General features: G+C 43.6%; 24 protein-coding genes. 14 read left to right on the top strand and 10 right to left on the bottom strand.

Annotated features, from left to right (window positions below; all coding sequences use genetic code 11):
* Nucleotides 1–219: 219 nt before the first annotated feature.
* The 4 genes from nagA (at nt 220) to asnB (ending at nt 6,139) form a co-directional block, all read left to right on the top strand.
* The gene (nagA, locus tag R7Z77_RS10925) at nt 220–1,356 is read left to right on the top strand and encodes an N-acetylglucosamine-6-phosphate deacetylase (RefSeq protein WP_054578023.1); all 1,137 of its coding nucleotides are present in this window, start codon (nt 220–222) and stop codon (nt 1,354–1,356) included.
* A 2-nt stretch (nt 1,357–1,358) separates the two neighbouring features.
* Entirely contained in the window at nt 1,359–2,573 is a 1,215-nt protein-coding gene (gene nagC, locus R7Z77_RS10920) for a DNA-binding transcriptional regulator NagC (protein ID WP_042523152.1), read from the top strand.
* Nucleotides 2,574–2,654: 81 nt separating this feature from the next.
* Complete coding sequence (locus R7Z77_RS10915) at nt 2,655–4,244, top strand: cation:proton antiporter family protein (RefSeq protein WP_318136654.1); 1,590 nt, start codon at nt 2,655–2,657, stop codon at nt 4,242–4,244.
* A 230-nt stretch (nt 4,245–4,474) separates the two neighbouring features.
* Nucleotides 4,475–6,139 (top strand): asparagine synthase B, encoded by a 1,665-nt coding sequence (gene asnB, locus R7Z77_RS10910; RefSeq protein WP_005384979.1) that lies wholly within the window; start codon nt 4,475–4,477, stop codon nt 6,137–6,139.
* Between the two features lie 115 nt (nt 6,140–6,254).
* Here asnB and rfaH read toward each other — a convergent pair whose 3' ends face one another.
* Nucleotides 6,255–6,755 carry a transcription/translation regulatory transformer protein RfaH gene (rfaH, locus tag R7Z77_RS10905; protein WP_005382098.1) on the bottom strand — a complete coding sequence of 167 codons (501 nt, stop codon included), beginning with the start codon at nt 6,753–6,755 and terminating at the stop codon, nt 6,255–6,257.
* Nucleotides 6,756–7,088: 333 nt separating this feature from the next.
* Here rfaH and R7Z77_RS10900 point away from each other — a divergent pair, with 333 nt between their 5' ends.
* Complete coding sequence (locus R7Z77_RS10900) at nt 7,089–8,477, top strand: peptide MFS transporter (protein WP_005382097.1); 1,389 nt, start codon at nt 7,089–7,091, stop codon at nt 8,475–8,477.
* A gap of 49 nt (nt 8,478–8,526) precedes the next feature.
* Here the strand turns inward: R7Z77_RS10900 and hemH are convergent, their stop codons facing one another.
* The 3 genes from hemH to htpG form a co-directional block, all read right to left on the bottom strand.
* Entirely contained in the window at nt 8,527–9,489 is a 963-nt protein-coding gene (hemH, locus tag R7Z77_RS10895) for a ferrochelatase (RefSeq protein WP_017819956.1), read from the bottom strand.
* Nucleotides 9,490–9,656: 167 nt separating this feature from the next.
* Nucleotides 9,657–10,301, bottom strand: coding sequence for an adenylate kinase (gene adk / locus R7Z77_RS10890; RefSeq protein ID WP_005382094.1), 645 nt, complete (start codon nt 10,299–10,301; stop codon nt 9,657–9,659).
* A gap of 320 nt (nt 10,302–10,621) precedes the next feature.
* On the bottom strand, nt 10,622–12,526 hold the full coding sequence (gene htpG / locus R7Z77_RS10885; protein ID WP_213896438.1) for a molecular chaperone HtpG: 1,905 nt from the start codon (nt 12,524–12,526) through the stop codon (nt 10,622–10,624).
* A gap of 271 nt (nt 12,527–12,797) precedes the next feature.
* On the opposite strand from htpG, the gene R7Z77_RS10880 reads away from it, so the two are divergent.
* From R7Z77_RS10880 to R7Z77_RS10865, 4 genes are read left to right on the top strand one after another with little or no spacing between them, the layout of a single operon-like run.
* Nucleotides 12,798–13,676, top strand: a complete 879-nt coding sequence (locus R7Z77_RS10880) for a transcriptional regulator (protein ID WP_005382092.1) — start codon at nt 12,798–12,800, stop codon at nt 13,674–13,676.
* A gap of 11 nt (nt 13,677–13,687) precedes the next feature.
* Nucleotides 13,688–14,203, top strand: a complete 516-nt coding sequence (gene toxS / locus R7Z77_RS10875) for a transmembrane regulator ToxS (RefSeq protein WP_005382091.1) — start codon at nt 13,688–13,690, stop codon at nt 14,201–14,203.
* A gap of 46 nt (nt 14,204–14,249) precedes the next feature.
* Entirely contained in the window at nt 14,250–15,005 is a 756-nt protein-coding gene (locus tag R7Z77_RS10870) for a sulfite exporter TauE/SafE family protein (protein WP_053307523.1), read from the top strand.
* A gap of 21 nt (nt 15,006–15,026) precedes the next feature.
* Nucleotides 15,027–15,305 (top strand): SelT/SelW/SelH family protein, encoded by a 279-nt coding sequence (locus R7Z77_RS10865; RefSeq protein ID WP_005382088.1) that lies wholly within the window; start codon nt 15,027–15,029, stop codon nt 15,303–15,305.
* A 39-nt stretch (nt 15,306–15,344) separates the two neighbouring features.
* On the opposite strand, the gene yfcE is transcribed toward R7Z77_RS10865, so the two are convergent.
* From yfcE to R7Z77_RS10835, 6 genes are all read right to left on the bottom strand, one after another.
* Nucleotides 15,345–15,890 carry a phosphodiesterase gene (gene yfcE / locus R7Z77_RS10860; protein ID WP_017634822.1) on the bottom strand — a complete coding sequence of 182 codons (546 nt, stop codon included), beginning with the start codon at nt 15,888–15,890 and terminating at the stop codon, nt 15,345–15,347.
* Nucleotides 15,891–15,965: 75 nt separating this feature from the next.
* Complete coding sequence (locus R7Z77_RS10855) at nt 15,966–16,175, bottom strand: hypothetical protein (protein ID WP_005382086.1); 210 nt, start codon at nt 16,173–16,175, stop codon at nt 15,966–15,968.
* Nucleotides 16,176–16,324: 149 nt separating this feature from the next.
* The gene (locus R7Z77_RS10850; protein WP_005382085.1) at nt 16,325–16,732 is read right to left on the bottom strand and encodes a CBS domain-containing protein; all 408 of its coding nucleotides are present in this window, start codon (nt 16,730–16,732) and stop codon (nt 16,325–16,327) included.
* On the bottom strand, nt 16,729–17,079 hold the full coding sequence (locus tag R7Z77_RS10845; RefSeq protein WP_005382084.1) for a P-II family nitrogen regulator: 351 nt from the start codon (nt 17,077–17,079) through the stop codon (nt 16,729–16,731). Before R7Z77_RS10845 ends, R7Z77_RS10850 begins: the two co-directional genes overlap by 4 nt.
* The gene (locus R7Z77_RS10840) at nt 17,069–17,860 is read right to left on the bottom strand and encodes a DUF1538 domain-containing protein (protein ID WP_213967743.1); all 792 of its coding nucleotides are present in this window, start codon (nt 17,858–17,860) and stop codon (nt 17,069–17,071) included. Before R7Z77_RS10840 ends, R7Z77_RS10845 begins: the two co-directional genes overlap by 11 nt.
* A complete protein-coding gene (locus R7Z77_RS10835; RefSeq protein ID WP_213967742.1) occupies nt 17,857–18,591 on the bottom strand; it encodes a DUF1538 domain-containing protein in 735 nt (244 codons plus the stop codon). Before R7Z77_RS10835 ends, R7Z77_RS10840 begins: the two co-directional genes overlap by 4 nt.
* Nucleotides 18,592–18,846: 255 nt before the next feature.
* Between R7Z77_RS10835 and R7Z77_RS10830 the strand changes: the two genes are divergently transcribed.
* The 5 genes from R7Z77_RS10830 (at nt 18,847) to R7Z77_RS10810 (ending at nt 23,502) form a co-directional block, all read left to right on the top strand.
* Nucleotides 18,847–19,761, top strand: coding sequence for a TIGR01777 family oxidoreductase (locus R7Z77_RS10830; RefSeq protein ID WP_005382076.1), 915 nt, complete (start codon nt 18,847–18,849; stop codon nt 19,759–19,761).
* Nucleotides 19,762–19,805: 44 nt separating this feature from the next.
* Nucleotides 19,806–20,633, top strand: coding sequence for an SDR family oxidoreductase (locus R7Z77_RS10825; protein ID WP_064353702.1), 828 nt, complete (start codon nt 19,806–19,808; stop codon nt 20,631–20,633).
* 472 nt (nt 20,634–21,105) lie between these two features.
* On the top strand, nt 21,106–21,960 hold the full coding sequence (locus R7Z77_RS10820) for a co-chaperone YbbN (RefSeq protein ID WP_005388628.1): 855 nt from the start codon (nt 21,106–21,108) through the stop codon (nt 21,958–21,960).
* A 159-nt stretch (nt 21,961–22,119) separates the two neighbouring features.
* Complete coding sequence (locus R7Z77_RS10815) at nt 22,120–23,037, top strand: SPFH domain-containing protein (RefSeq protein WP_213967741.1); 918 nt, start codon at nt 22,120–22,122, stop codon at nt 23,035–23,037.
* 3 nt (nt 23,038–23,040) lie between these two features.
* Nucleotides 23,041–23,502 (top strand): NfeD family protein, encoded by a 462-nt coding sequence (locus R7Z77_RS10810; protein ID WP_047102904.1) that lies wholly within the window; start codon nt 23,041–23,043, stop codon nt 23,500–23,502.
* The last annotated feature ends 405 nt before the right edge of the window (nt 23,503–23,907 follow it).

Genomic DNA, 23,907 nt, shown 5'->3' with positions numbered 1-23,907 from the left:
AAATCACTGTAACTTTGCTCTGAAAAAGAATCATAAAAAACCATACAATTATTACTTTTCAGTTAGTTACTATGACAATAACATCGATAAAACGCGACTTGCTGTATGTGACTCGTTATCTAATTCAGTGATACAAACTAAGTACCCATATGACTGAAGCAGTCTCTACTTAGATAACGATATAGAAATTGAATTCTCATCTATAAGGACTAGCTGACTATGTACGCGCTAAGTAACTGTAAAATTTATACCGGTAGTGATGTTCTTACCGATCATGCGGTCATCATCGAAAACGATCTTATTCAATCTATTGTGCCGGTTTCTGAGCTACCTCAAAGCATCGAACTAAAAGACCTTGCAGGCGCTAATCTAAGTCCAGGCTTTATCGATCTGCAGTTGAACGGTTGTGGCGGTGTAATGCTAAACGATGCAATTACCCCTGAAACCATGCAAATCATGCACCAGGCAAACCTCAAATCTGGCTGTACTAGCTTCCTGCCAACACTCATTACGTCATCTGATGAAGATATGCGAACTGCAATTGCCGCAGCTCGTGAGTACCACAACAAGTATCAAAATCAATCGCTTGGTTTACACCTCGAAGGTCCTTACCTTAACGTCGCGAAAAAAGGCATCCATAACGTCGATTTTATTCGCCCATCAGACGAAAGCATGATCGACCTTATCTGCGCAAACGCCGATATCGTAGCGAAAGTAACGCTAGCACCTGAGCATAACGACCCAGAGCATATTGCGCGATTAAAGGCTGCTGGCATCGTGGTTTCAATTGGCCACACAAATGCAACCTACGCCGAAGCACGTAAAAGCTTTGAAGCAGGCATTACTTTTGCCACACACCTCTTTAATGCAATGACACCAATGGTTGGTCGTGAACCAGGAGTTGTTGGTGCAATTTACGATACTCCTGACGTATACGCTGGCATTATTGCTGATGGTTTTCACGTCGACTACGCAAACATCCGAATTGCTCATAAAATCAAAGGTGAAAAGCTTGTTTTGGTGACGGATGCCACAGCTCCAGCAGGTGCTAACATTGATCACTTTATTTTTGTCGGTAAGAAAGTATATTACCGAGATGGTAAGTGTGTTGATGAAAATGGCACGCTAGGCGGCTCAGCTTTGACAATGATTGAAGCAGTTCAGAATTCAGTTGAGCACGCGGGGATCGCTTTAGACGAAGCTCTACGAATGGCCACGTTATACCCAGCAACAGCAATTGGTGTTGAGGATCGCCTTGGCCGAGTTCGAAAAGGGATGGTTGCAAACCTGACTATTTTCGATCGTGACTTTAAAGTAAAAGCGACGGTTGTTAACGGACAATACGAGCAAAATTAAGCATGAATGGCGGACAGATTGGTAATGTAGATTTAGTAAAACAGCTTAACAGCGCTGCGGTATATAGGCTGATTGATCAGCAAGGTCCTATCTCCCGTATTCAAGTCGCGGACGTGAGTCAACTCGCGCCTGCTAGTGTTACCAAAATAACCCGCCAACTTTTAGAGCGCGGCCTTATTAAGGAGGTCGCCCAACAAGCTTCAACTGGTGGTCGTCGTGCGATCTCTTTGACTACTGAAGTCAAACCTTTTCATTCGATTGCCGTTCGCTTAGGTCGAGATTACGTACAGTTCAGTTTATACGATTTAGGTGGTACCGCGCTGGCAGAAGATCAGCATGAACTGTACTACACTAACCAAGCAGACTTAATCGCAGGACTCATCGATTTATTAAAAGATTTCGTAAGCCGTTGCGAAGACAAAATTGATCAACTCATCGCTATCGGCATCACTTTACCGGGCCTTGTTAACCCAACAACTGGCGTGGTCGAATACATGCCTAATACCGATATCGATAATCTTGCTCTCGGTGAAATTGTTGGAGAGAAGTTTAATACAGCATGCTTTGTTGGCAACGACGTACGTGGCATGGCGTTGGCTGAGCACTACTTTGGAGCAAGCCAAGACTGCCAGGATTCTATTTTGGTTAGCGTCCACCGCGGTACTGGCGCAGGTATTATCGTTAACGGCCAGGTTTTTCTTGGTTTTAACCGCAACGTCGGTGAAATTGGTCATATCCAAATTGACCCGCTTGGTGAGCAATGCCAATGTGGAAACTTTGGCTGTTTAGAAACCGTAGCTGCAAACCCAGCGATTATTCAACGAGTGAAGCAACTGATTACTCAAGGATACGAATCAAGCTTAACCGACCTTGAAAACATCACAATTGAAGCGGTATGTCAGCACGCAATGAATGGTGATGAACTTGCGAAACAGAGTTTAGTGCGAGTGGGCAACCAGCTAGGTAAAGCGATTGCGATTACGGTTAACTTATTTAATCCACAGAAAATTGTAATTGCTGGCGATATTACTGCAGCACAAGATATTCTTTTCCCTGCAATTCAACGCAACGTAGAGAATCAATCTCTTAAAACTTTCCATAACGACCTCCCTATCGTGGCTTCTCACATTGATAAGCAGCCAACGATGGGCGCATTTGCGATGATTAAACGCGCTATGCTGAACGGAGTTTTGTTACAAAAGTTACTGGAAGACTAAGTTTATACAACCAATTGAGTTACAATCTCGGGCTGTGTTTTCACAGCCCGTTTTTGTATATCAGGAATACAGCTTAACAGTATGGAAATTATTCTAATTACAGCCGCTTTTTTAGCTGGTTTTATTGCGCTTAAATGCAGCCTCCCTCCCCTCGTTGGTTTTCTACTAGCTGGATTTGGCTTGCATGCATTTGGTTACCAAAGCAATGACGTTATCGTCACTCTCGCAGATCTTGGTGTTACTCTTCTTCTGTTTACTATTGGACTCAAACTCGATGTAAAAACCCTGCTGTCCAAAGAAATATGGGAAGGGGCAACCGCCCACAACATACTCTCTACCGCTTTTTTTGCCCTAGCGTTATCCGGCTTAAAACTACTGGGCTTGACTTCGCTAGCCAGTATGGACGGCAGCCAAATCCTGCTTTTAGCTTTTGCACTATCGTTCTCTAGTACCGTTTTTGCCGTAAAAGCATTGCAAGAAAAAGGCGAAATGAACGCGACCTACGGCACACTCGCGATCGGTATTTTGGTTATGCAAGATATTTTTGCCGTAGTATTCCTGACTGCTTCAACCGGAAAAGTCCCAGAATGGTATGCCATCGGTTTGTTCGCACTGCCTTTCCTTCGTCCCCTATTCTATAAGCTGCTCGATAAAGTTGGCCACGGCGAAATGCTGGTGCTATTCGGTATTTTCTTCGCGCTTGTTGTCGGTGCTGGGCTATTCGAGTTGGTCGGGATGAAACCAGACTTGGGCGCGCTAATTTTAGGCATGCTACTCGCAGGTCACCCAAAAGCCTCAGAACTATCCAAGTCATTATTCAATATGAAGGAGCTCTTTTTAGTCTGCTTCTTTTTAAACATTGGTTTATCCGCCTCATTGAGCGTGAATGGCGTCGTTCTCGCCCTGCTATTTATCTTACTGCTACCAATCAAAGGACTCTTGTACTTCGTCACTATTAATCATTTTAAGTTTCGAGTACGTACCTCTTTGCTCGCCTCTTTATCACTATTTAACTACAGTGAGTTTGGTCTTATTGTTGCTGGATTGGCCTATAAAATGGGCTGGATGCCAAGTGATATGCTTGCTGCGATTGCGGTTGCGGTGTCGGTATCCTTTGTAATTTCCGCGCCACTTAACCGCCTTAGCCATAAAATTTATCAACATTCAGGTAAGTGGCTGCAAGAGACAGCGGTAGAAAAGCTCAATCAACGCGACCAACTCATCAACCCAGGTCATGCCCAAGTATTGATCTTAGGTATGGGGCGTATTGGAACGGGCGCTTATGATGAGCTACGCTCACGCTATGGCAAAATTTCATTGGGTATAGAAATTCGTGAAGACGCTGCACATCATCATCGTTCAGAAGGAAGAAATGTGATTTCTGGTGATGCCACCGACCCGGATTTCTGGGAGCGAATTTTAGATACAGGTCATGTAAAACTGGTTCTGCTTGCAATGCCACATCATCAAGGTAACCAAACAGCACTTGAGCAGCTTAAACGCAGAAAATATAAGGGGCAAATTGCCGCTATCGCCGAATACCCAGATCAATTGGAAGGCTTACTTGAAAATGGCGTTGACGCAGCATTCAATATATATAGTGAAGCTGGTAGCGGTTTTGCTCGACACGTCTGTAAACAACTTCAGCCTAAATTCACACCAATTAAATAAGCAACAGCACTGATATTTTTTGAAAGGCTTTCTATTGATAGAAAGCCTTTTTTGTATAGTTTTTATACCAAACCTTGATCTCATTCACCAAAACAACGATTGAGTTAAATATTTTCCATACAACAAGGCCTTTTATCATTTTTTTAATCACAAAACGTTGCTTTTTTTATTAGTAATGGCAAATTTAAACCATACCGATTAGAAATTGTTTAGTTTAGTAAGGATGTAGTATGTGTTCAGTATTTGGCATTTTAGACATTAAAAGCGATGCAGCCGCATTGCGCCCTATCGCATTAGAGATGTCGAAAAAACTTCGTCACCGTGGCCCAGACTGGTCTGGGATTTACTCTTCAGAGCGTGCTATTTTAGCGCACGAGCGCTTGGCGATTGTTGGTCTAAATAGTGGTGCACAGCCGCTATACAGCCCTGATAAGAAGCTCATCCTTGCCGTCAATGGTGAAATCTACAACCATAAAGAAATTCGTGCTCGTTACGAAGGAAAGTACGAATTTCAAACCGATTCAGACTGTGAAGTCATTCTTGCACTTTACCAAGATATGGGTGCAGATCTCCTTGAAGAACTAAACGGTATTTTCGCTTTTGTGCTCTACGACGAAGAAAAAGATGAGTATTTAGTCGGCCGTGACCATATTGGTATTATCCCTCTTTATCAAGGTCACGATGAGCATGGTAACTACTATGTGGCATCAGAGATGAAGGCTCTTGTTCCAGTATGTAAAACAGTAAGTGAATTCCCTCCTGGTAGCTATTACAGCTCTAAAGATACTGAGCCAACACGTTACTATGTTCGTGACTGGAACGAGTACGCAGCAGTACAAGGTAACAGCACTAGCAAAGAAGAATTGACTGAAGCGCTAGAAGCGGCTGTTAAACGCCAACTAATGACTGACGTGCCTTACGGTGTACTTCTTTCGGGCGGTCTAGATTCTTCTATTACATCTGCGGTAGCAAAACGCTTTGCAGCGATGCGTATTGAAGATGATGAAAAGTCTGAAGCTTGGTGGCCTCAACTGCACTCTTTTGCTGTTGGCCTAGAAGGCGCGCCTGACCTGAAAGCCGCTCGCGAAGTTGCCGACCAAATTGGTACCGTTCACCACGAAATGACGTACACGATTCAAGAAGGTTTGGACGCGATTCGTGACGTGATTTACCACATTGAAACGTATGACGTGACGACTATCCGCGCATCAACACCTATGTTCTTAATGGGTCGTAAGATCAAAGCGATGGGTATCAAGATGGTATTGTCTGGTGAGGGCGCTGACGAAATCTTTGGTGGCTACCTTTACTTCCACAAAGCGCCAAACGCGAAAGAGTTCCACGAGGAGACTGTGCGTAAACTGCTTGCTCTGAACATGTTCGACTGTGCTCGTGCTAACAAGTCGCTGGCAGCATGGGGAGTTGAAGGACGCGTACCTTTCCTAGATAAAGAGTTCATTGATGTAGCAATGCGCTTGAACCCAGCAGACAAGATGTGTGGCAACGGTAAAATGGAGAAACACATCCTTCGTGAGTGCTTCGAGCACTACCTGCCAGAATCGATCGCATGGCGTCAAAAAGAGCAGTTCTCTGATGGCGTTGGCTACAGCTGGATCGATACGCTGAAAGAAGTAGCAGAACAGAAAGTGACAGACCAGCAGATGGAAACAGCTCAATATCGATTCCCATACAACACGCCAACGACAAAAGAAGGCTACGTGTACCGTGAAATCTTTGAAGAGTTATTCCCACTTCCATCAGCAGCAGAGTGTGTACCAGGAGGCCCTTCAGTAGCGTGTTCTTCAGCGAAGGCGATTGAATGGGATGAATCGTTCCAAAACTGTGTTGACCCATCAGGTCGTGCAGTACAGACCGTTCACAACGACTCATACTAATTCTCTACGATAAAGATAAGGGTTGGTTCGTCCAACCCTTTTAAAACAGACAAAAAATTAGATACGATCAAAAAGAGGTGCTTTTGCACCTCTTTTTATGTTTGATGGAATTAGGCTATTTTAAATCTAAATCACTATTGTCTATGCTGACAGGCACACGCTTGGTGATCATCTGAACTAGCATAATTGAGCGTTTCTCACCATCTTGTTCTTGGAAGATGGCATCTATGCCCGCAAATTGACCGCTTTTAACTCTAATTTGATCGCCTGGTTTTGGCATACATTCAGAAACGGTATTGTCATTACAACACTTTTCTAGCTGCATCAATTCGAAGACCAAGTCACCTTGAACTTCTTTCGGTTGAGCACCAAAACGCACAAAGTCAACAACACCTCGAGTAGAGCGGACTGAGGTGAAGTTTGGCCCTTGCTCATAATCAAAGTAAGCGAATACGTAACAAGGAAACAGCGGTTCCTCGACTTTTTGTCTTTTACCGCGCAAAATCTTCTCAACTTCTACAGTTGGATAAAAGCACTCTACACCTTGATTTTCAAGGTGTTGTTTCGCCCTAACCTGCTCCCCACGTTTACAATAAAGTAGATACCAACGTTTCATCTTTTTACTAGCCAATTCTATTTTGTTTTTATCCTAGCATTAAGCCAAAGTTGAGTCATTGATATTCAGTTTATCTATAAAAGTATGATTATACATCGCTCGCATTAACGACATTTTTCAGCAACTTACGATAAAGAAGTCCATAGGCAAAAATGGAAATTAAGTTTGTAACACAACCAATACACCATCATATAATCTGCAAATCCAATCAAAAACAGCCACTTAACAAACAAAAATAGTTGAATGGCAAAATTTTATTATTTGTCACTCGTTGAATTGCATTGTATACGTAGAAGTCGTTAAAAAATGTAATAACTATTATTAGAAGAGCTTATGTCAAACCAACATCAATATTTTGGTCATCCACGTGGCCTGTTCTTATTGTTCGGTACTGAACTGTGGGAACGCTTTTCTTACTACGCAATGCGTGCCATTCTCGTGCTTTACCTCACCGATACAACAATGAATGGCGGCCTTGGCTGGTCAACCAAAGACGCATTAGACCTATACGGCATATACACAGGGCTTGTGTATATCACGCCTCTTATCGGTGGTTACCTAGCAGATAACTATTTAGGTCAACGTCGCTCAATTTTGCTTGGTGGCGCGTTAATGGCCATCGGCCAGTTTACTCTTGCACTTCCTGCTGATGCTTTAGGTATTGGTTCGCTACACAGTTTCTATTTAGGTCTTGGCCTACTTATCACTGGTAACGGTCTCTTTAAGCCAAATATCTCAACCATGGTTGGCGACCTTTATCAAGAAGGTGACAACCGTCGTGACGGCGCATTCACTATCTTTTATATGGGTATCAACTTAGGTGCATTACTTGCCGGCGTCGTTTCTGGCTCTGTGACAACCTCTTACGGTTGGAAAGCAGGCTTTGTTGCCGCTGGTGTGGGTATGCTGGTTAGCCTAGTGATGCAAATGGTACTGGCTCAATCATGGCTTGGTGATATTGGTCGTGAACCAGCGGCGAAACGAGATCTAAACAACAAAAACGCCACCACGAAGCAGCCACTCACCAAAGAAGAAGTGAATCGACTAAAAGTAATTCTGGTCATGAGCTTATTCACTATTGTCTTCTGGGCAGGCTTTGAACAAGCTGGTGGTCTGATGAACATCTACACTCAACAATATACTGATCGCATGATTGGTGGTTTCGAAGTTCCTGCTGCGTGGTTCCAATCACTAAACCCATTTTTCATTATTACTCTAGCGCCAGTTCTGGCTGTCCTTTGGGTAAAATTGGGTAAACGTGAACCTACTTCGCCAGTGAAATTTGCGATGGCACTATTTTTCTTGGCGATTGGTTTCCTTTGTATGGTTGGCGCAGTGCTAGAACAAGGTGGAGATACAACAGTAAAAACATCGATGTTATGGTTGGTCGGCGCTTTCTTCTTCCACACATTAGGCGAGCTGTGTTTATCACCAATTGGTCTTTCATTGGTAACTAAATTAGCACCGCTTCGCTTAGCTTCACTTATGATGGGTGCATGGTTTGGCTGTAATGCGATTGCTAACTATGTTGCGGGCTATGTGGGCTCTCACGTAGGCGAGTTAGGCGCTATGGCTATCTTTAGTGGTATTGCGGTCAGCGCAACCGTAAGTGGCGTAATTTTGCTCCTATTCTCTAATACACTCGTTCGCTGGATGCATGGCGCTGAAAATACGCACAGCACGGCAGAGCAAGTAGAAGAGCAGCAAGTACAAGTTGCTTGATCGCTCAACTAAACGTAGAAAGGGTCGCTATTGCGACCCTTTTTTGTATCTAAAGTTTAGATTGAACTAACTCAACCATCATCTCGATATGAAGTTCACTATCGTTCAAACAAGGGATGTAGGTAAAGTTTTCGCCACCAGCTTCAAGGAAAATCTCTTTACACTCTTCCGAGATCTCTTCCAACGTCTCTAAACAATCTGACGAAAATGCAGGGGTCACAACATTAATATTTTTCACACCCTTTGCAGGAAGTGCTTCTAGGGTCTTATCGGTATAAGGTTGAAGCCACTCTTCTCTCCCAAATCGGGACTGATACGTCATGCCAATTTGTTGTTCGCTTAAACCTAACGCTTCCCCAAGCAAGCGAGTCGTCTCTTCACAATGCTGTGGGTAAACATCACCATTGTCAGCATAGCGTTTTGGAATACCATGATAAGAACACAGCAGGTAATCTCCCTGGCCATTCTTTTGCCAATGTTCACGAACTGAATGCGCTAACGCTTCAATATATTTCGGGTGATTGTAATAATCACGAATAAAGCTAAAGCCCGGCATCACAGGCAGGTTTTTAAATGCTTTAGTGATTCCGTCAGAAACCGCTGCCGTTGTTGTGCCCGAGTATTGCGGATACAAAGGTAAAACAATGACTTCATCAACGCCTTGCGCCAATAGGGCTTCAAAGCCTGATTGTAAACTTGGGTTACCATACGTCATACCAAGCTCTACAGGTATATCAAGCTTTTGTGCTAACTTTTCAGTTTGGCGTTTAGAGTACACCATCAACGGCGAGCCCTCTTCCATCCATACTGATTGATAGAGTTTGGCAACTTTAGGAGCTCGGATAGGAAGGATAACGCCGTGCAATAGTGGACACCAAAGCCATCGAGTCATGTCTACCACTCGGTGATCATGAAGAAACTGACTTAAAAAGCGCTTTACGGCAGGAGCGGTTGGTGCGTCAGGAGTTCCCAGGTTAACTAGGAGTACACCCTGTTTATTATTCTCTTTCATAACATCCTATTCATGGTAAACGGCTTGGTTCATATATTTAAGTAACCTCGAAGTAACGAATAGCCGAGCTGAAGTTAATTAGATATATGTTTACGAGTAAACTAAAAAAAGCGACCACTTGGGCCGCTTTCAATATATCAAAATATTAAATTTTTGACTTCAGCAAATTAAGATAGTGCTTTCTCGATATCCGCACTAACTTCAGCTACTTGCTTAGTACCATCAAACTTAAGGTACTTAGTCTTGCCTGCTTCAGCTTCTTTGCCGTAGTAGTTGATTAGCGGCGCAGTTTGCTCGTGGTAAACACCTAGACGAGCACGTACTGTTTCTTCTTTGTCGTCATCACGAACAACAAGATCTTCACCAGTTACATCATCTTTACCTTCCACTTTAGGCGGGTTGTAAACCACGTGGTAAGTACGACCAGAAGGAAGGTGAGCACGACGACCAGCCATACGCTCAACAATTACATCGTCTGCAACGTCAAATTCGATAACGTAGTCTACGTCTACGCCCATTTCTTTTAGGCCGTCAGCTTGAGGGATAGTACGTGGGAAACCATCTAGTAGGAAACCGTTTGCACAGTCTTCTTGAGCGATGCGCTCTTTGATAAGACCAAGGATGATTTCATCAGAAACTAGCTGACCAGCGTCAATAACAGCTTTAGCTTGTTTACCAAGCTCTGTACCTGCTTTGATAGCAGCACGAAGCATATCACCAGTAGAGATTTGTGGAATACCGTATTTTTCCATGATGAAGTTTGCTTGTGTGCCTTTACCTGCACCTGGAGCACCTAGAAGAATGATGCGCATGATTTATCCTCTTTAATATTTAAGATTTATACCGAAGCTCACAATAGCTGACCTCTTAGACATCAAACCTGAGAAGCACCTGCAACGATAAGTTTCGGTATAACGTATATAGGCGAGCAAAAATACACGCCTTATTACTCACATTCAAGTCGCAGATTCTATCACAGGTTCTCTGAGCAAAGAGTGTATTAAGACTAAAGAATGTTAACAGTACCCTCTTTCACGCCCTATTGATTATTAACTCAGCACTTGAGATGCAAAATTTTGCGACAACAAACAAAAAGCTCGCGAAATGCGAGCTTTTTGATTTGCAGAGGTTATTACACCTTAGTCAAAAGTTGATTAACGGCTCCTAAGAACTCTGTTGGATCCTCAATAGAGCCTCGCTCCGCTAGCATTGCCTGACCAAGCAGAACTTCAACCCAGCGACCAAACGCTTCTTCATCGGCTTCGTCAGCCATACGCTTAACCAATTTGTGCTCAGGGTTTAGCTCAAAGATGTATTTCACTTCCGGCACAGCTTGACCAGCTGCCGCAAGAAGCTTCGCCATTTGAGTACCCATTTCGTAATCGTCCGTTACCACAACAGCAGGCGTAGATGCGAGTTTGAAGGTGGTACGAACTTCTTTCACACGATCGCCTAGGTAAGACTTCGTGCGCTCTACAACCGACTTAAACTCTTCTTCGGTTTCTTTTTGCTTCTCTTTTTCTGCTTCATCTTCAAACTGACTTAGATCAAGCCCAGCTTTAGTGATTGACTGGAACTGTTTACCATCAAACTCAGTTAAGTAGTTCATCAGCCACTCATCAATGCGGTCGTACATCAAGATAACTTCAATGCCTTTCGCTTTGAACTGTTCTAAGTGAGGGCTGTTTTTCGCAGCTGCATAGCTGTCTGCCGTCAAGTAGTAGATCTTACCTTGACCTTCTTTCATGCGCTCAACGTAAGACGCCAAGCCCACAGTTTGCTCAGAAGAGTCCACTTCAGTTGAGGCAAAGCGCAATAAACCTGCAACTTTCTCTTTGTTTGCAAAGTCCTCCGCAGGGCCCTCTTTCATCACAAGACCAAACTCTTTCCAGAATGATTGGTATTTCTCTTCGTCATTCTTGGCCATACGTTCAAGCATCGTTAGCACGCGCTTAGTACAAGCATTACGTAGAGACTGAGTCACTTTATTGTCTTGTAAGATCTCACGCGATACGTTTAGCGGTAAATCGTTTGAGTCTATTAAACCACGTACGAAGCGTAAGTATGACGGCATAAATTGCTCTGCATCGTCCATAATGAATACGCGCTGTACGTACAGTTTCAAGCCTGATTTGTGGTCGCGGTTCATCATATCCCAAGGTGCTTTCGATGGGATGTATAGTAAGCTCGTGTAGTCGTTTTTACCTTCTACACGGTTATGACTCCAGACCAAGGGATCGGCAAAGTCATGTGATACGTGCTTGTAGAACTCTTGATACTCTTCTTCTGAAATATCAGATTTGTTACGCGTCCACAGTGCCTGGGCTTTGTTGATTTGCTCCCACTTCTTCTCATCTGTTTCCTTGCCTTCGTCATCACGAACGACAGTTTGGATTGAAACAGGAATGCCGATGTGATCAGAGTACTTACTGATAACGTCACGTAGACGCCACTCATTCAAAAACTCTTTACCCTCTTCACGCATATGAAGAATGATGTCGGTACCACGTGACTCTTTGGTAATGTTTTCGATGGTGTACTCACCTTCACCCGCTGAGTGCCATTGTACCGCTTCATCAGCGGCTAGACCCGCAGCGCGAGTGCGCACGGTAACGGCGTCAGCAACGATAAATGCCGAGTAGAAACCAACACCAAACTGACCAATAAGCTGAGAGTCTTTGCTCTGCTCTTCAGATAGCTTTGAGAAAAACTCGGCTGTTCCAGATTTTGCGATTGTTCCTAAGTGCTCAATCACATCATCACGGCTCATACCGATACCGTTATCAGAAATGGTTAAGGTATTTGCGCTTTCATCAAACGACAGTTTCACGCAAAGGTCTGCATTACCTTCGTATAGATCTGGGTTAGATAACGCCTGAAAGCGCAGTTTGTCTGATGCATCTGATGCGTTAGAGATCAGCTCGCGCAAAAAGATCTCTTTATTTGAATAAAGAGAATGGATCATTAAATGCAGTAGTTGTTTTACTTCTGATTGAAAACCACGAGTTTCTTTATTTTGAGATACGGTTTCGCTCATGTGTGCTCCATAACATCTAAACTAATTGGCTTTTTCATAGGGACAAGTTTGTGACTTTCCCCTTGAAATCACCTTACCGAGATGTCATTTAACATGTGGCTGACAAATGTAAATTCAAGGTCAATATTGCTAAAAACGGTGTTTTTTTAGAAAATTTTAATTATCCTACCCGTCTAAAAGCATCTAAAATGTCGTGCGCACTCCAAGCGCCCCGGTAATTTTGTGACATAAATCACCATAATTACAACATCATCCATCTAAGAAGAACTAAATGACTAACATTGGCACCAAATTTCTACTTGCTCAAAGGTTCACCTTTGATCCAAATAGTAATTCGCTCGCTGACCAACAAAACGGCAACGACGTTGTACGATTAGGAAGCAACGAAAGCCGTATACTTCTGATGTTGGCAGAGAGACCAAACGAAGTTTTAACCCGTAACGAGCTTCACGAGTTTGTTTGGCGTGAGCAAGGTTTTGAGGTGGATGACTCAAGCCTGACTCAAGCGATTTCTACTCTGCGTAAGATGTTGAAGGATTCAACAAAATCTCCAGAGTTTGTTAAAACGGTACCTAAACGTGGCTACCAACTCATTTGTTCAGTGGAACGCTTGAGCCCATTTTCTACTGACTCTAACACTGACGTTGAAGAAACCGCTTCTGAACAAGAAGCGCCAGCAGTGGAGTTAGAAGCGAGCGATACACCACCAACAGAGATAGTGACCGATACTACTGCTGATCTTGAGCCTCAAGTAGAGCCGACTAAAACTCAGCCGAAGCCAGCATCTAACACGATTAACTGGCTACCGCGTGTCATTATCTTTTTGTCTCTGCTGCTTCCTGTTTGCGTATTGTTATTCACGAACCCTGCGGAATCCCAATTCCGTCAGATTGGTGAGTATCAAAGTGTACCGGTGATGACACCTGTAAATCACCCTCAAATCAACAACTGGTTGCCTTCAATAGAGCAATGCATTGAGCGCTACGTGAAGCACCATGCAGAAGACTCGTTGCCAGTGGAAGTGATTGCCACTGGTGGACAAAATAACCAGCTGATTCTGAACTACATTCATGACAGTAACCACTCTTACGAGAACGTAACACTGCGTATTTTCGCAGGTCAAAACGATCCAACAGACATCTGCAAATAAAGGAGGCCAATATGAAGATTAAATTAGCATCTGCGGTTTTGGCCGTATCCGTTCTTTTCAGTAGTTGGTTGTATTGGGGAAGTGACCTAAAAGTGGAGCAGCTCCTCACAGCAAACGAATGGCAGTCGACCATGGTGACAGTCATTACAGACAGCTTGCCTGACGATACTGTCGGCCCACTACGCCGAGTTAATGTTGAATCAAACGTGAAATATCTCCCTAATGGTGACTATATTCGCGTAGCAAATATAAAACTATTCGCTCAAGGTTCAACCGCAGAATCAACGATAAATATCTCGGAAAAAGGCCGCTGGGAAGTAAGTGACAACTATTTGTTGGTCTCGCCTTCGGAGTTTAAAGATATTTCATCTTCTCAATCAAAAGACTTTTCCGAAGCACAGCTACGTTTAATTACTCAAATTTTTAAGCTAGATGCGGAGCAAAGTCGTCGTATTGACGTCGTGAACGAAAAAACACTATTGCTCACTAGCTTGAACCACGGTTCTTCGGTACTGTTTAAAAACTAATTTTGATTGGATGATAAGGGGGCAAGACGCCCCCTTTGTTTTGCTTATGGATTGGCTAGATACCACTACTCTCTTTTTCGGTTCACTAATCGCCAACACGCTGGCTTCACTTTCCGGTGGCGGAGCAGGCTTGCTTCAATTCCCTTTACTCATCTTTCTCGGCTTACCGTTCTCCGTTGCGCTAGGCACACATAAAGTGGCTTCGGTCGCTTTAGGCTTAGGCGCAGCAAGCACGCATTTAAGATCAGGCACTATTAAATGGAAAGTCGCGCTCTACCTTATCTTGTCCGGCAGTATTGGCGTGATTTTAGGGGCTAACTTAATTGTACAGATCCCTGATGGTATCGCGGAAAAGATGCTCGGCACGATGATCCTAGCGCTGGGTATCTACTCGCGATTTAAGACATCGCTAGGCCAAGCTGAAGTAATACGCAACCGTCATCCTATTGGTTGGGTTATTGGTGGAATTGGCTTGCTGTTCATCGGCATCATTAACGGATCTCTTACCGCAGGTTCTGGTTTGCTCGTGACACTATTTTTGGTGCGCTGGTTTGGTTACGACTACAAACAAGCCGTTGCTTACACCATGATTTGTGTCGGCCTGTTTTGGAATGGCATCGGAGGCATTGCCGTCGTACAGGCAGGGGCGCCTATTCACTGGGCTTGGTTACCTGTTTTATTGTTAAGCTCTTTTCTAGGCGGCAGTTTAGGCGCATGGGCCGCGACTCGATACAGTAACAGAGTGATTAAAGTTGCATTCGAAATTCTCACGTTTGCGGTGGGCATCAAGTTGCTGGTTTAAAAAGATTAAAAGGAAAGTTTCATGGATAAAGCAATCATTGATATTTATTACTGCCGCCAGTGCAACTGGATGTTGCGTTCAACTTGGCTATCGCAAGAATTACTGCATACTTTTAGTGAAGAAATAGAAACAATCAGCTTACACCCGGACACAGGTGGTCGCTTCGAAATTTTCTGTAATGGCCAGCAAATTTGGGAACGGAAAAAAGACAGCGGCTTTCCTGAAGCCAAGGTGCTAAAACAGCGCGTTAGAGACATTATCGACCCAGAACGCGATTTAGGACATTCAGACACAAAATAGGGAGCAATTCGCTCCCTATTTTTTTACTTAGTAAAACCGTTAAATCATGGTTTGTGCTAATACTTCGCCTTCTGGCGTTTTTACCGTTAGCTTATTGTCTTCTAGAGTACCAAAGCTTCTCGGTAAGCCATTACGTGGGAATGTCATCGAGCCTGGGTTGAATATAATGGCTCCATCTTGCATCTCTGCGACGGGAACATGTGTATGCCCGTGGGCGATGATATCACCTTCGCGCAGTGGCGGCCGTTTTTCAGAGTTGTACAAGTGACCATGAGTCAAAAAGATTCTCTTGCCAGATTCAAGTAGCACCCATGAGTAATCCATCATCATTGGAAACTTCAATAGCATTTGGTCCACTTCACTATCACAGTTGCCACGTACAGAAATAATTTGATCACTGTATTGGTTCAATAAGTCTGCTACCTGTGGAGGGTTGTAGCCTTCCGGAATAGGGTTTCGCGGCCCATGGTTTAGCGTATCTCCTAGCAAAATCAGGTGGTGCGCACCAGAGGCCAGAAATAGCTCAATGGTTTCTTTAGTTGCTGGCAAAGAGCCATGCAGGTCTGAGGCAAAAAATAGTTTCACGACATTGTCTCCTCAAAAAGTATGAGGTCATTCTACGGCATTTTTTTAGCAGCTCAACCTACGACGGTTTGAATACTACTGATAGCGCAATGATTCAATGACCATAGGCAAAACATAGAACCATGCTGCATACGCTGTTCCAACCAACACCAGTATCCAAAACACCATCGACATAAATTTTGATTTGGCTAGATGGTGCAGCGGATCGGGCTCTCCGCATCCTGGACATGCATGAGCGCGTTTTGAGATTTGTTTCTCACACACGGGGCAAGAGACTAAAGGCATGATACAGATTCCTCGACATTAGGCTTAGGGCGCAAAGAATAATGGTGAATTAACACATATGCAACCTAACATATATTAAATATTTTAGTTCTTTGTAACAGTCGCTGACTTGAGAAAAAATTCGTTGATTTTTCATTTATATCAACCGATTACACTTCTTCTCGCACCATACCATTGATGACAATATTGTTATAACTCACCATCCCAATGACCTCGCCACTTTCAATGACCGGCGCTCTGCTTATGCCAAATCGCTCAAACAAACGGGCACAATATTTTACGTTCATATCTGGTTCGACACACAAAGCGGGCTTGGTCATGATTTCATAAATATTTGTGCGCTGAGGAGAACGATTATTCGCCAGCACCTTTTTGGCGATATCATTCATCAACACGATGCCATATTCATCATTATCATCTCGCTTTTTCACCACCAGCGCTTTGACTTGGTATTTTTTCGCTAGCGTTATGCCTTCGTATACGGTCATCAGTCCATCAACCATTACATACGTTGCCGCCATAACATCTCGAACTCTAATTATCGTTTGATCACTCATAATTCATCCTCGACTACTTTGGTCAATGTCTCGACTTGATGCGCGACACCGACTGCATCTTCAATATCGATCTGAATAGCAATCCCCTGTCCCGACTCTCTGTCAAATTCACCAACCTCATTAATGGTCTCTAATATGTGTCGAGATAGATGTTCCTCGACCACAAACAGCAGCACATCTTTTTGCACTTCTAGCGTTAAACCAAAAAACGTTCGCTTTTGATTTAAACCTTGCCCGCGAGCATTGTTAATCACTGTTGCACCGGTCGCACCAGCATCGCGTGCAGCGTCCAACACCTTGTCTGTTTTGCTGTCTTCCACAAACGCAAGTATCAATTTAAAGCGCATTTTCTTCTTCCTCCGAGACGTTTTTATTCAGCCACTGGGTTATTTGCGCATAGCCCATCACAGAGATCATAGGAAATAGACTGGCAAACGCGATCAAGCCAAAGCCATCAATCATTGGGTTTCTTCCAGGGACGGTCGAAGCAAGCCCTAACCCTAATGCAGTTACAAGTGGGACAGTGACGGTAGAAGTTGTTACGCCTCCAGAATCGTAGGCGAGTGGAACAATAAGCTTAGGAGCGTAAAACGTTTGAATCACAACGACGATGTAACCCGCGATGATGTAATAATGAATGGGATCGCCCACGACAATCCGGTAACTCCCTAATGCAATACCAATTGCCACCCCAAACGCAACGGCTACGCGCAAGCCGTTAATACTGATACTGCCTCCAGAGACTTGGTTTGCTTTTATCGCTACAGCGGTTAAAGAAGGCTCTGCAATCGTGGTACTAAAGCCTATAAAAAAGGCGAAGGTGTAAACCCAATAATAGTCGACCCACATTAAGGCTTTCCCTACCGATACTTTGAACTCTTGTAAAAACTCCGGCGCCGTTAATTGCACAGCCATCGTCTCCCCAAGTGGAAACAACGCCATTTCTAATCCAAGTAAAAAAAGAGCTAACCCGAAAATCACATAAACGAACCCAAGCAAAACTTTCTTAAGGTTGCTAACAGGACGCCTTAACACGGCTAACTGAAAACCAAAAATAATGCTGGCGATGGGAACGACGTCTCTAACGGTCGATAATAAAGTGTCTAGGAAATGATCAATTGAAATCATGTTACGACCATTCCGTAAACCATCACAAACATCATCGGTAACAGCGAGGCAAAAGCAATTAAACCAAAGCCATCCACCATAGGGTTGCGCCCTTTAATAGAAGACGCTAAACCGACGCCCAGAGCAGTGACCAAAGGTACTGTTATGGTGGACGTGGTTACACCTCCGGAATCGTAAGCGACGCCAATAATGGCTTCAGGTGCAAACCACGTCAGTATTACAACGCCTACATAGCCAACAATGATCATGTAATGAATCGGCCACCCTTTTAAGATACGCAAAACGCCGATAACGATGGCTATCCCCACAGAGAGAGCTACTGTTACTCGAAGTCCTTCTCCGTAATCCTGCATGGACTGCTCTGAGTTAGCGATCATTCCGCCCTCAGCCGCAACTTCTGAGGCTTCTTCCGCTACCGCGGTTAATGCAGGTTCAGCTATCGTGGTGCCAAACCCCAAACAAAACGCAAAGACTAATAACCAAAACACGCTGCCTTTTTTTGCAAAGGCTTGAGCCATACTCTCTCCGATAGGAAAAAGACCAAGTTCTAGGCCAAAGATAAAAAAGGTTAATCCTAAAACGACAAGCAACAAGCCAAAAAGAATGGAGACCAGGTTGGGCAGCGGCTCTTGCAAAACGACTAATTGGAAAAAAGTGATAACAATGATGATGGGTAATAAGTCACGAGCACTATTGAGGAGCGCTCGAAAAAGCGCAACAAATGCTTCCATGCCTATCCTCCTTGATTGTGCAAACTGATTACGCTCGTTCCAATGAGCGATAACTTCTAGTCTGGCATAGATTTCACTCTTCTACCGTGAATGCACTAGCGCCATCTATAACATTTAGTTACATATTTTCTAATATGTGAAGTTAATAGTATCTCTGCCAGCTTGTCACTATCCCAGAAATAATGGTGTTGAGATGATCAAGCTAAGCACAAAGCGACTATAATGTTCTAATACGTGTACATTCAAAGAGATAACATGAAGATATTACTCACAGGTGGCACTGGGTTTATTGGCTCGGAGTTGCTCAAGCTGCTATCAACTCACCAAGTTATGCTACTTACACGCTCTCCAGAGCGAGCAAAACAACGCCTACAGCATGCTGATCTGGGTAATATCGAATACCTTGACTCGCTCGAGTCGTTCGCCGATCTCAATCACGTTGATGCCGTCATTAATCTTGCAGGTGAGCCTATTGCGGATAAAAGGTGGACCAGCGAGCAAAAAGAAAAAATCTGCAAAAGTCGTTGGAAAATTACCGAGCAAATTGTTGAGCTGATCCACGCAAGTACCGAACCTCCCTCTGTTTTTATTAGTGGCTCGGCAGTTGGCTACTATGGTGATCAACAAGACCATCCGTTTGATGAGTGCTTACATGTTAATAGCGACGACTTTCCTCACGAGGTTTGTGCAAAGTGGGAGCAAATAGCCAAGCGCGCAGAGTCGGAACAAACACGGGTTTGTCTACTGAGAACTGGCGTGGTACTCGGCCTTAATGGTGGTGCGTTGGCAAAAATGCTATTACCTTACAAGCTTGGCGTAGGCGGCCCACTTGGGAACGGTAATCAGTACATGCCTTGGATTCACATCCTAGATATGGTCCGCGCCATCATGTACTTGCTTGAAACACCACATGCCCACGGTGCATTCAATATGTGCGCCCCCCATCCTGTGACTAATCGTATATTCAGCGGCACACTAGCTAAAACGCTAAAACGTCCGCATATCTTGTTCACGCCTAAATGGGCGATGGAACTCCTAATGGGAGAATCTTCCTGCTTATTGTTTGATAGCATGAGAGCCAAACCCAAAAAACTCACCGAACTGGGCTTTAAATTTAGCTACTCCAGAATAGAGCCAGCACTCAAGCACTTGCTTCATGACCGGAGCTGATGAATGATGGCTCTAATCAAGGTTTCTGAGTCTTAAATTAAATTATGAAAAAGTCGATTCTTATTACGGGTTGTTCAACCGGCATCGGTTACGTGTGCGCTCACGCCTTACAAAACAAGGGATTTAATGTCATTGCATCTTGTAGGAAAGAACAAGATGTCCAGCGCCTAATTAATGAAGGGCTAACCTGCATCAATCTAGACCTAAATAGCCCAGAAAGCATTTCTTCGGGCGTGAAGCAAGCGCTAGAGTTAGCAGAAGGTAAGCTTTACGCAGTGTTCAATAATGGTGCCTATGGTCAGCCCGGAGCACTGGAAGACTTACCCACCGAGGCTCTTCAAGATCAATTTCAGACCAACTTTTTTGGTTGGCACCAGTTGGTCAGAGAGGTGCTTCCTCATATGCGCCAGCAAGGCGAAGGACGCATCATACAAAACAGCTCTGTTCTTGGTTTTGCCGCAATGAAATACCGTGGCGCCTATAATTCATCAAAATTTGCCTTAGAAGGCTGGACAGATACGCTCAGGCTAGAGCTTGCGGATACGAATATCAAAGTGGCATTGATAGAACCAGGACCGATCGAAACTCAATTTAGAAACAATGCATTACGAGCCTTTGAGAAGTGGGTTGATATTGAATCTAGCCCCCATCGTCATGCTTATGAAGGACAAAGAGAGCGACTCAACAACGACAAGTCTAATAATCGATTTGTTTTGCCTGCAGAGTCTTGCATCGCACCAGTTCTTCATGCATTAACTAGCGTTTCACCGAAAATTCGTTATCGAATTACTACACCGACTAAATTATTCGCAGTCTTGAAAAGACTATTACCAACCCGTGTACTTGATAAAATTTTGCGACAGGCTGCATAAAAAAGTTTTGTCGAAATGTAATTTCACCGTAACAATGTGATGTCATTATGAACATGTAGGTTAAAAAAACCTCAACTAAACGAATCAATTTCTACGCAATTCAGCGGGGATTCTTTCGCCCAAAGTGATTGAGTTGCTTAGATTTGGTATCGCCACCCATTACGTTTTGTAGCAATGTTTATACTACTGCGAGGCAACAATGACATTAAATCAGCTTAACTGGCTTAGTGTGGGTGTAGTGTTGACCATGTTCATCCTATTTTGATACCGCACTAACAAATAGCATTAGAATTGCGCTGCTTCGGCAGCGTTTTCTTTTTATCTAACACCTGAGCAGCAATAACCTCACTCTATTACCTCACGTTTTCTCAAAATAGAATGATTCATTATTGATGGTGAATGTCGCTTGAATTTCACCTAAATCAACTCCATATCTAATATCAACGACAAGACACAAGGCAAGGATACTCTGATGCAATCCCCATTTATCGTTGAGATAACAGAACAGAACTTTCGCGAAACGCTTGAAGGATCAATGAACACGCCCGTTTTGATCCACTTTTGGGCCAACGCTCAGCCAGAAAGCGCACAGATACTCCCTGAGTTGCAATCTCTTGCTCAACAGTACAACGGTGCATTTACGCTTGCTCTACTAAATTGTGAAGATCAGCCCGCTTTAGCGTCTCAATTTGGCGTGCAAGTATTGCCAACTATCGCGCTGTTTATAAATGGTCAAGCCGTCGATGGTCTGGGAGGCCCCCAGCCAATTGATGCCATTGCTACCATGCTACAAAAGCATTTGCCAAGCCCAGATGAACAACTATTAAAACAAGTCAGTGAACTTCTTCAGCAAGGTGAGCATGCTCAGGCTTTGAGCATCATCCACACTTTGCCGCCAGAGCTGCAAGAGCGTGGTGATGTGAAACTCGCGATGGCTGATTGTTTGCTAGAAACCAAACAATTTGATATTGCCCAAGAACTACTGAACGCTATCCCTCTCGAGTATCAAGATAACTACTACAAGAGCCTAATAGCCAAGCTCGAGCTGCATTTGCAGGCTGCAGATAGCCCTGAGTTACAGCGACTAGAACAAGCATACGCAGCAGACATGGCAAACTTCGAACTCGCTTGTGAATTGGCGGTACAATACAACCAAGTTGGTCGGGATGAAGAAGCGTTGGAACTGCTGTGGAATATTCTTAAAAAAGACTTGGGCGCCCAAGACGGTGACGTGAAGAAGACTTTTATGGATATTCTCAGTGCGCTAGGTCAAGGTAACGCATTAGCAAGCAAATATCGTCGCCAGCTTTACTCAATTTTGTACTAAGCGCAGCATTCTTCTAGGAATAAGACAACAAAGGCCGGGATTTCCGGCCTTTGTCATATAAAAAACCAATAACCTCTCAAAGGTCTCAGAACTTCAATTGTCTATTGTCTATAAATAGGTAAAAATGGATCGAATATTATGCACTTAAGGGAATAACTCATGCCAATTGATTCACTGATCACCATCGGTATTTTCGTCGTTCTTGCTGTCGTTATCTTATCTTCAGCCATTAAAACGGTTCCGCAAGGAAACAACTGGACAGTTGAACGCTTCGGACGCTACACCCACACATTAAAGCCGGGTTTAAACTTGATCATTCCATTCATTGATAAAGTTGGTCAAAAAGTAAACATGATGGAGCGCGTTCTCGATATTCCTGCGCAAGAGGTCATTTCAAAAGATAACGCTAACGTGGTTATTGACGCTGTCGGATTTGTTCAAGTGATCGATGCTGCAAAAGCGGCTTATGAAGTCAACGACTTAGAACACGCTATTAGAAACTTGACCCTTACGAACATTCGTACCGTTTTAGGTTCAATGGAACTGGACGAAATGCTGAGCCAACGCGACATGATCAACTCTAAGCTGTTGGCGATTGTTGACCAAGCAACAAACCCTTGGGGCGTAAAAGTCACACGAATTGAGATTAAAGATGTCCAGCCACCAGCCGATCTGACCGCTGCAATGAATGCGCAAATGAAAGCCGAGCGTAATAAGCGTGCGGAAATTCTTGAAGCAGAAGGGGTTCGCCAAGCTGAGATATTAAAGGCCGAAGGTCATAAACAATCAGAGATATTAAAAGCTGAAGGCGAAAAGCAGTCTGCTATTCTCCATGCAGAAGCACGTGAGCGTGCCGCGCAAGCAGAAGCAAAAGCGACTTACATGGTTTCCGAAGCCATTGCAAAAGGTGACATGCAAGCCGTCAATTACTTCATTGCACAGGGTTATACCGAAGCGATCAAGAGCATTGGTCAAGCCGAAAATGGTAAAATCATTATGCTTCCATTAGAAGCAACCGGACTAATGGGCTCGGTTGCAGGGATAGCAGAAATGTTTAAACAGCAAGGTAAAGAATAATTTATGGACTTTTTTAGTTTGCTGGAAGGTATCTCTTTCTGGCATTGGCTAGCGTTTGGCTTTGCTCTTTTAGCAGTTGAGCTACTTGGTACCGCAGGGTATTTTCTCTGGCTCGGGGTGTCTGCACTTATCGTTGGAGCCATCATGACCGTTTTGCCAATGAGCTGGCAATTACAATGGCTTTGCTTTGCAAGCTTCAGCTTAATCACCACCTGGCTTTGGTGGCGACGACAATGGTCTAAAGACAAGCAAGAAGACCAAGAAAGAGATCTGAACCAAAAGTACAAGCAGTTAATTGGGCGTACTCTTATCCTTGAAGAAGACTTTTCCGTCGGGCTCAATCGCATCAAGGTAGCCGATACCACATGGTCCGCACAATCGGATCAAGCACTTCCAGCCGGTACCCGCGTAAGAATCACCGATGTTGAAGGTATTATTTTAATCATTGAGCCTGATTCTAATTAATTTATGCCAAAGTAATGGGGCAAATCATGCTCCATTACTTTAATCTAAACAACTGCTTTCATTTCATTACCTTAATTAAAATCGAGAAAAAAATAAGTATTAGTAATATTATTAATACCCTACCTACCATTTCCTATTATTTAATTATTCAACACACGACAATCAATAAGATAGAAATATATTTAGGTAAATTATCGATCTAAATTTATTTTAAAAAATAAAACTTTATTGAATTATTTTTTGATCTTTTTATCCTCGGATACATACTTAACGCATAAGCATTTAAGTTGAGTGCTTTTTATTTGGTAAGTAAGAGGATGTACTATGAATCCGAGATTCCGCAGCCAATTTAGGAATAAACTGCTTCATACAGAACACCAAGAAGCTTAAGCAGCCGAGTCTGAT

Source organism: Vibrio sp. 1401, from assembly GCF_033340295.1.
This window is presented reverse-complemented; position numbering and strand designations above follow the sequence as displayed.

Coding starts and splice junctions, on each gene's coding strand:
- nagA (WP_054578023.1), top strand. CDS start 220: ATGTACGCGCTAAGTAACTGTAAAATTTATACCGGTAGTGATGTTCTT.
- nagC (WP_042523152.1), top strand. CDS start 1,359: ATGAATGGCGGACAGATTGGTAATGTAGATTTAGTAAAACAGCTTAAC.
- R7Z77_RS10915 (WP_318136654.1), top strand. CDS start 2,655: ATGGAAATTATTCTAATTACAGCCGCTTTTTTAGCTGGTTTTATTGCG.
- asnB (WP_005384979.1), top strand. CDS start 4,475: ATGTGTTCAGTATTTGGCATTTTAGACATTAAAAGCGATGCAGCCGCA.
- rfaH (WP_005382098.1), bottom strand. CDS start 6,755: ATGAAACGTTGGTATCTACTTTATTGTAAACGTGGGGAGCAGGTTAGG.
- R7Z77_RS10900 (WP_005382097.1), top strand. CDS start 7,089: ATGTCAAACCAACATCAATATTTTGGTCATCCACGTGGCCTGTTCTTA.
- hemH (WP_017819956.1), bottom strand. CDS start 9,489: ATGAAAGAGAATAATAAACAGGGTGTACTCCTAGTTAACCTGGGAACT.
- adk (WP_005382094.1), bottom strand. CDS start 10,301: ATGCGCATCATTCTTCTAGGTGCTCCAGGTGCAGGTAAAGGCACACAA.
- htpG (WP_213896438.1), bottom strand. CDS start 12,526: ATGAGCGAAACCGTATCTCAAAATAAAGAAACTCGTGGTTTTCAATCA.
- R7Z77_RS10880 (WP_005382092.1), top strand. CDS start 12,798: ATGACTAACATTGGCACCAAATTTCTACTTGCTCAAAGGTTCACCTTT.
- toxS (WP_005382091.1), top strand. CDS start 13,688: ATGAAGATTAAATTAGCATCTGCGGTTTTGGCCGTATCCGTTCTTTTC.
- R7Z77_RS10870 (WP_053307523.1), top strand. CDS start 14,250: ATGGATTGGCTAGATACCACTACTCTCTTTTTCGGTTCACTAATCGCC.
- R7Z77_RS10865 (WP_005382088.1), top strand. CDS start 15,027: ATGGATAAAGCAATCATTGATATTTATTACTGCCGCCAGTGCAACTGG.
- R7Z77_RS10855 (WP_005382086.1), bottom strand. CDS start 16,175: ATGCCTTTAGTCTCTTGCCCCGTGTGTGAGAAACAAATCTCAAAACGC.
- R7Z77_RS10850 (WP_005382085.1), bottom strand. CDS start 16,732: ATGAGTGATCAAACGATAATTAGAGTTCGAGATGTTATGGCGGCAACG.
- R7Z77_RS10845 (WP_005382084.1), bottom strand. CDS start 17,079: ATGCGCTTTAAATTGATACTTGCGTTTGTGGAAGACAGCAAAACAGAC.
- R7Z77_RS10840 (WP_213967743.1), bottom strand. CDS start 17,860: ATGATTTCAATTGATCATTTCCTAGACACTTTATTATCGACCGTTAGA.
- R7Z77_RS10835 (WP_213967742.1), bottom strand. CDS start 18,591: ATGGAAGCATTTGTTGCGCTTTTTCGAGCGCTCCTCAATAGTGCTCGT.
- R7Z77_RS10830 (WP_005382076.1), top strand. CDS start 18,847: ATGAAGATATTACTCACAGGTGGCACTGGGTTTATTGGCTCGGAGTTG.
- R7Z77_RS10825 (WP_064353702.1), top strand. CDS start 19,806: ATGAAAAAGTCGATTCTTATTACGGGTTGTTCAACCGGCATCGGTTAC.
- R7Z77_RS10820 (WP_005388628.1), top strand. CDS start 21,106: ATGCAATCCCCATTTATCGTTGAGATAACAGAACAGAACTTTCGCGAA.
- R7Z77_RS10815 (WP_213967741.1), top strand. CDS start 22,120: ATGCCAATTGATTCACTGATCACCATCGGTATTTTCGTCGTTCTTGCT.
- R7Z77_RS10810 (WP_047102904.1), top strand. CDS start 23,041: ATGGACTTTTTTAGTTTGCTGGAAGGTATCTCTTTCTGGCATTGGCTA.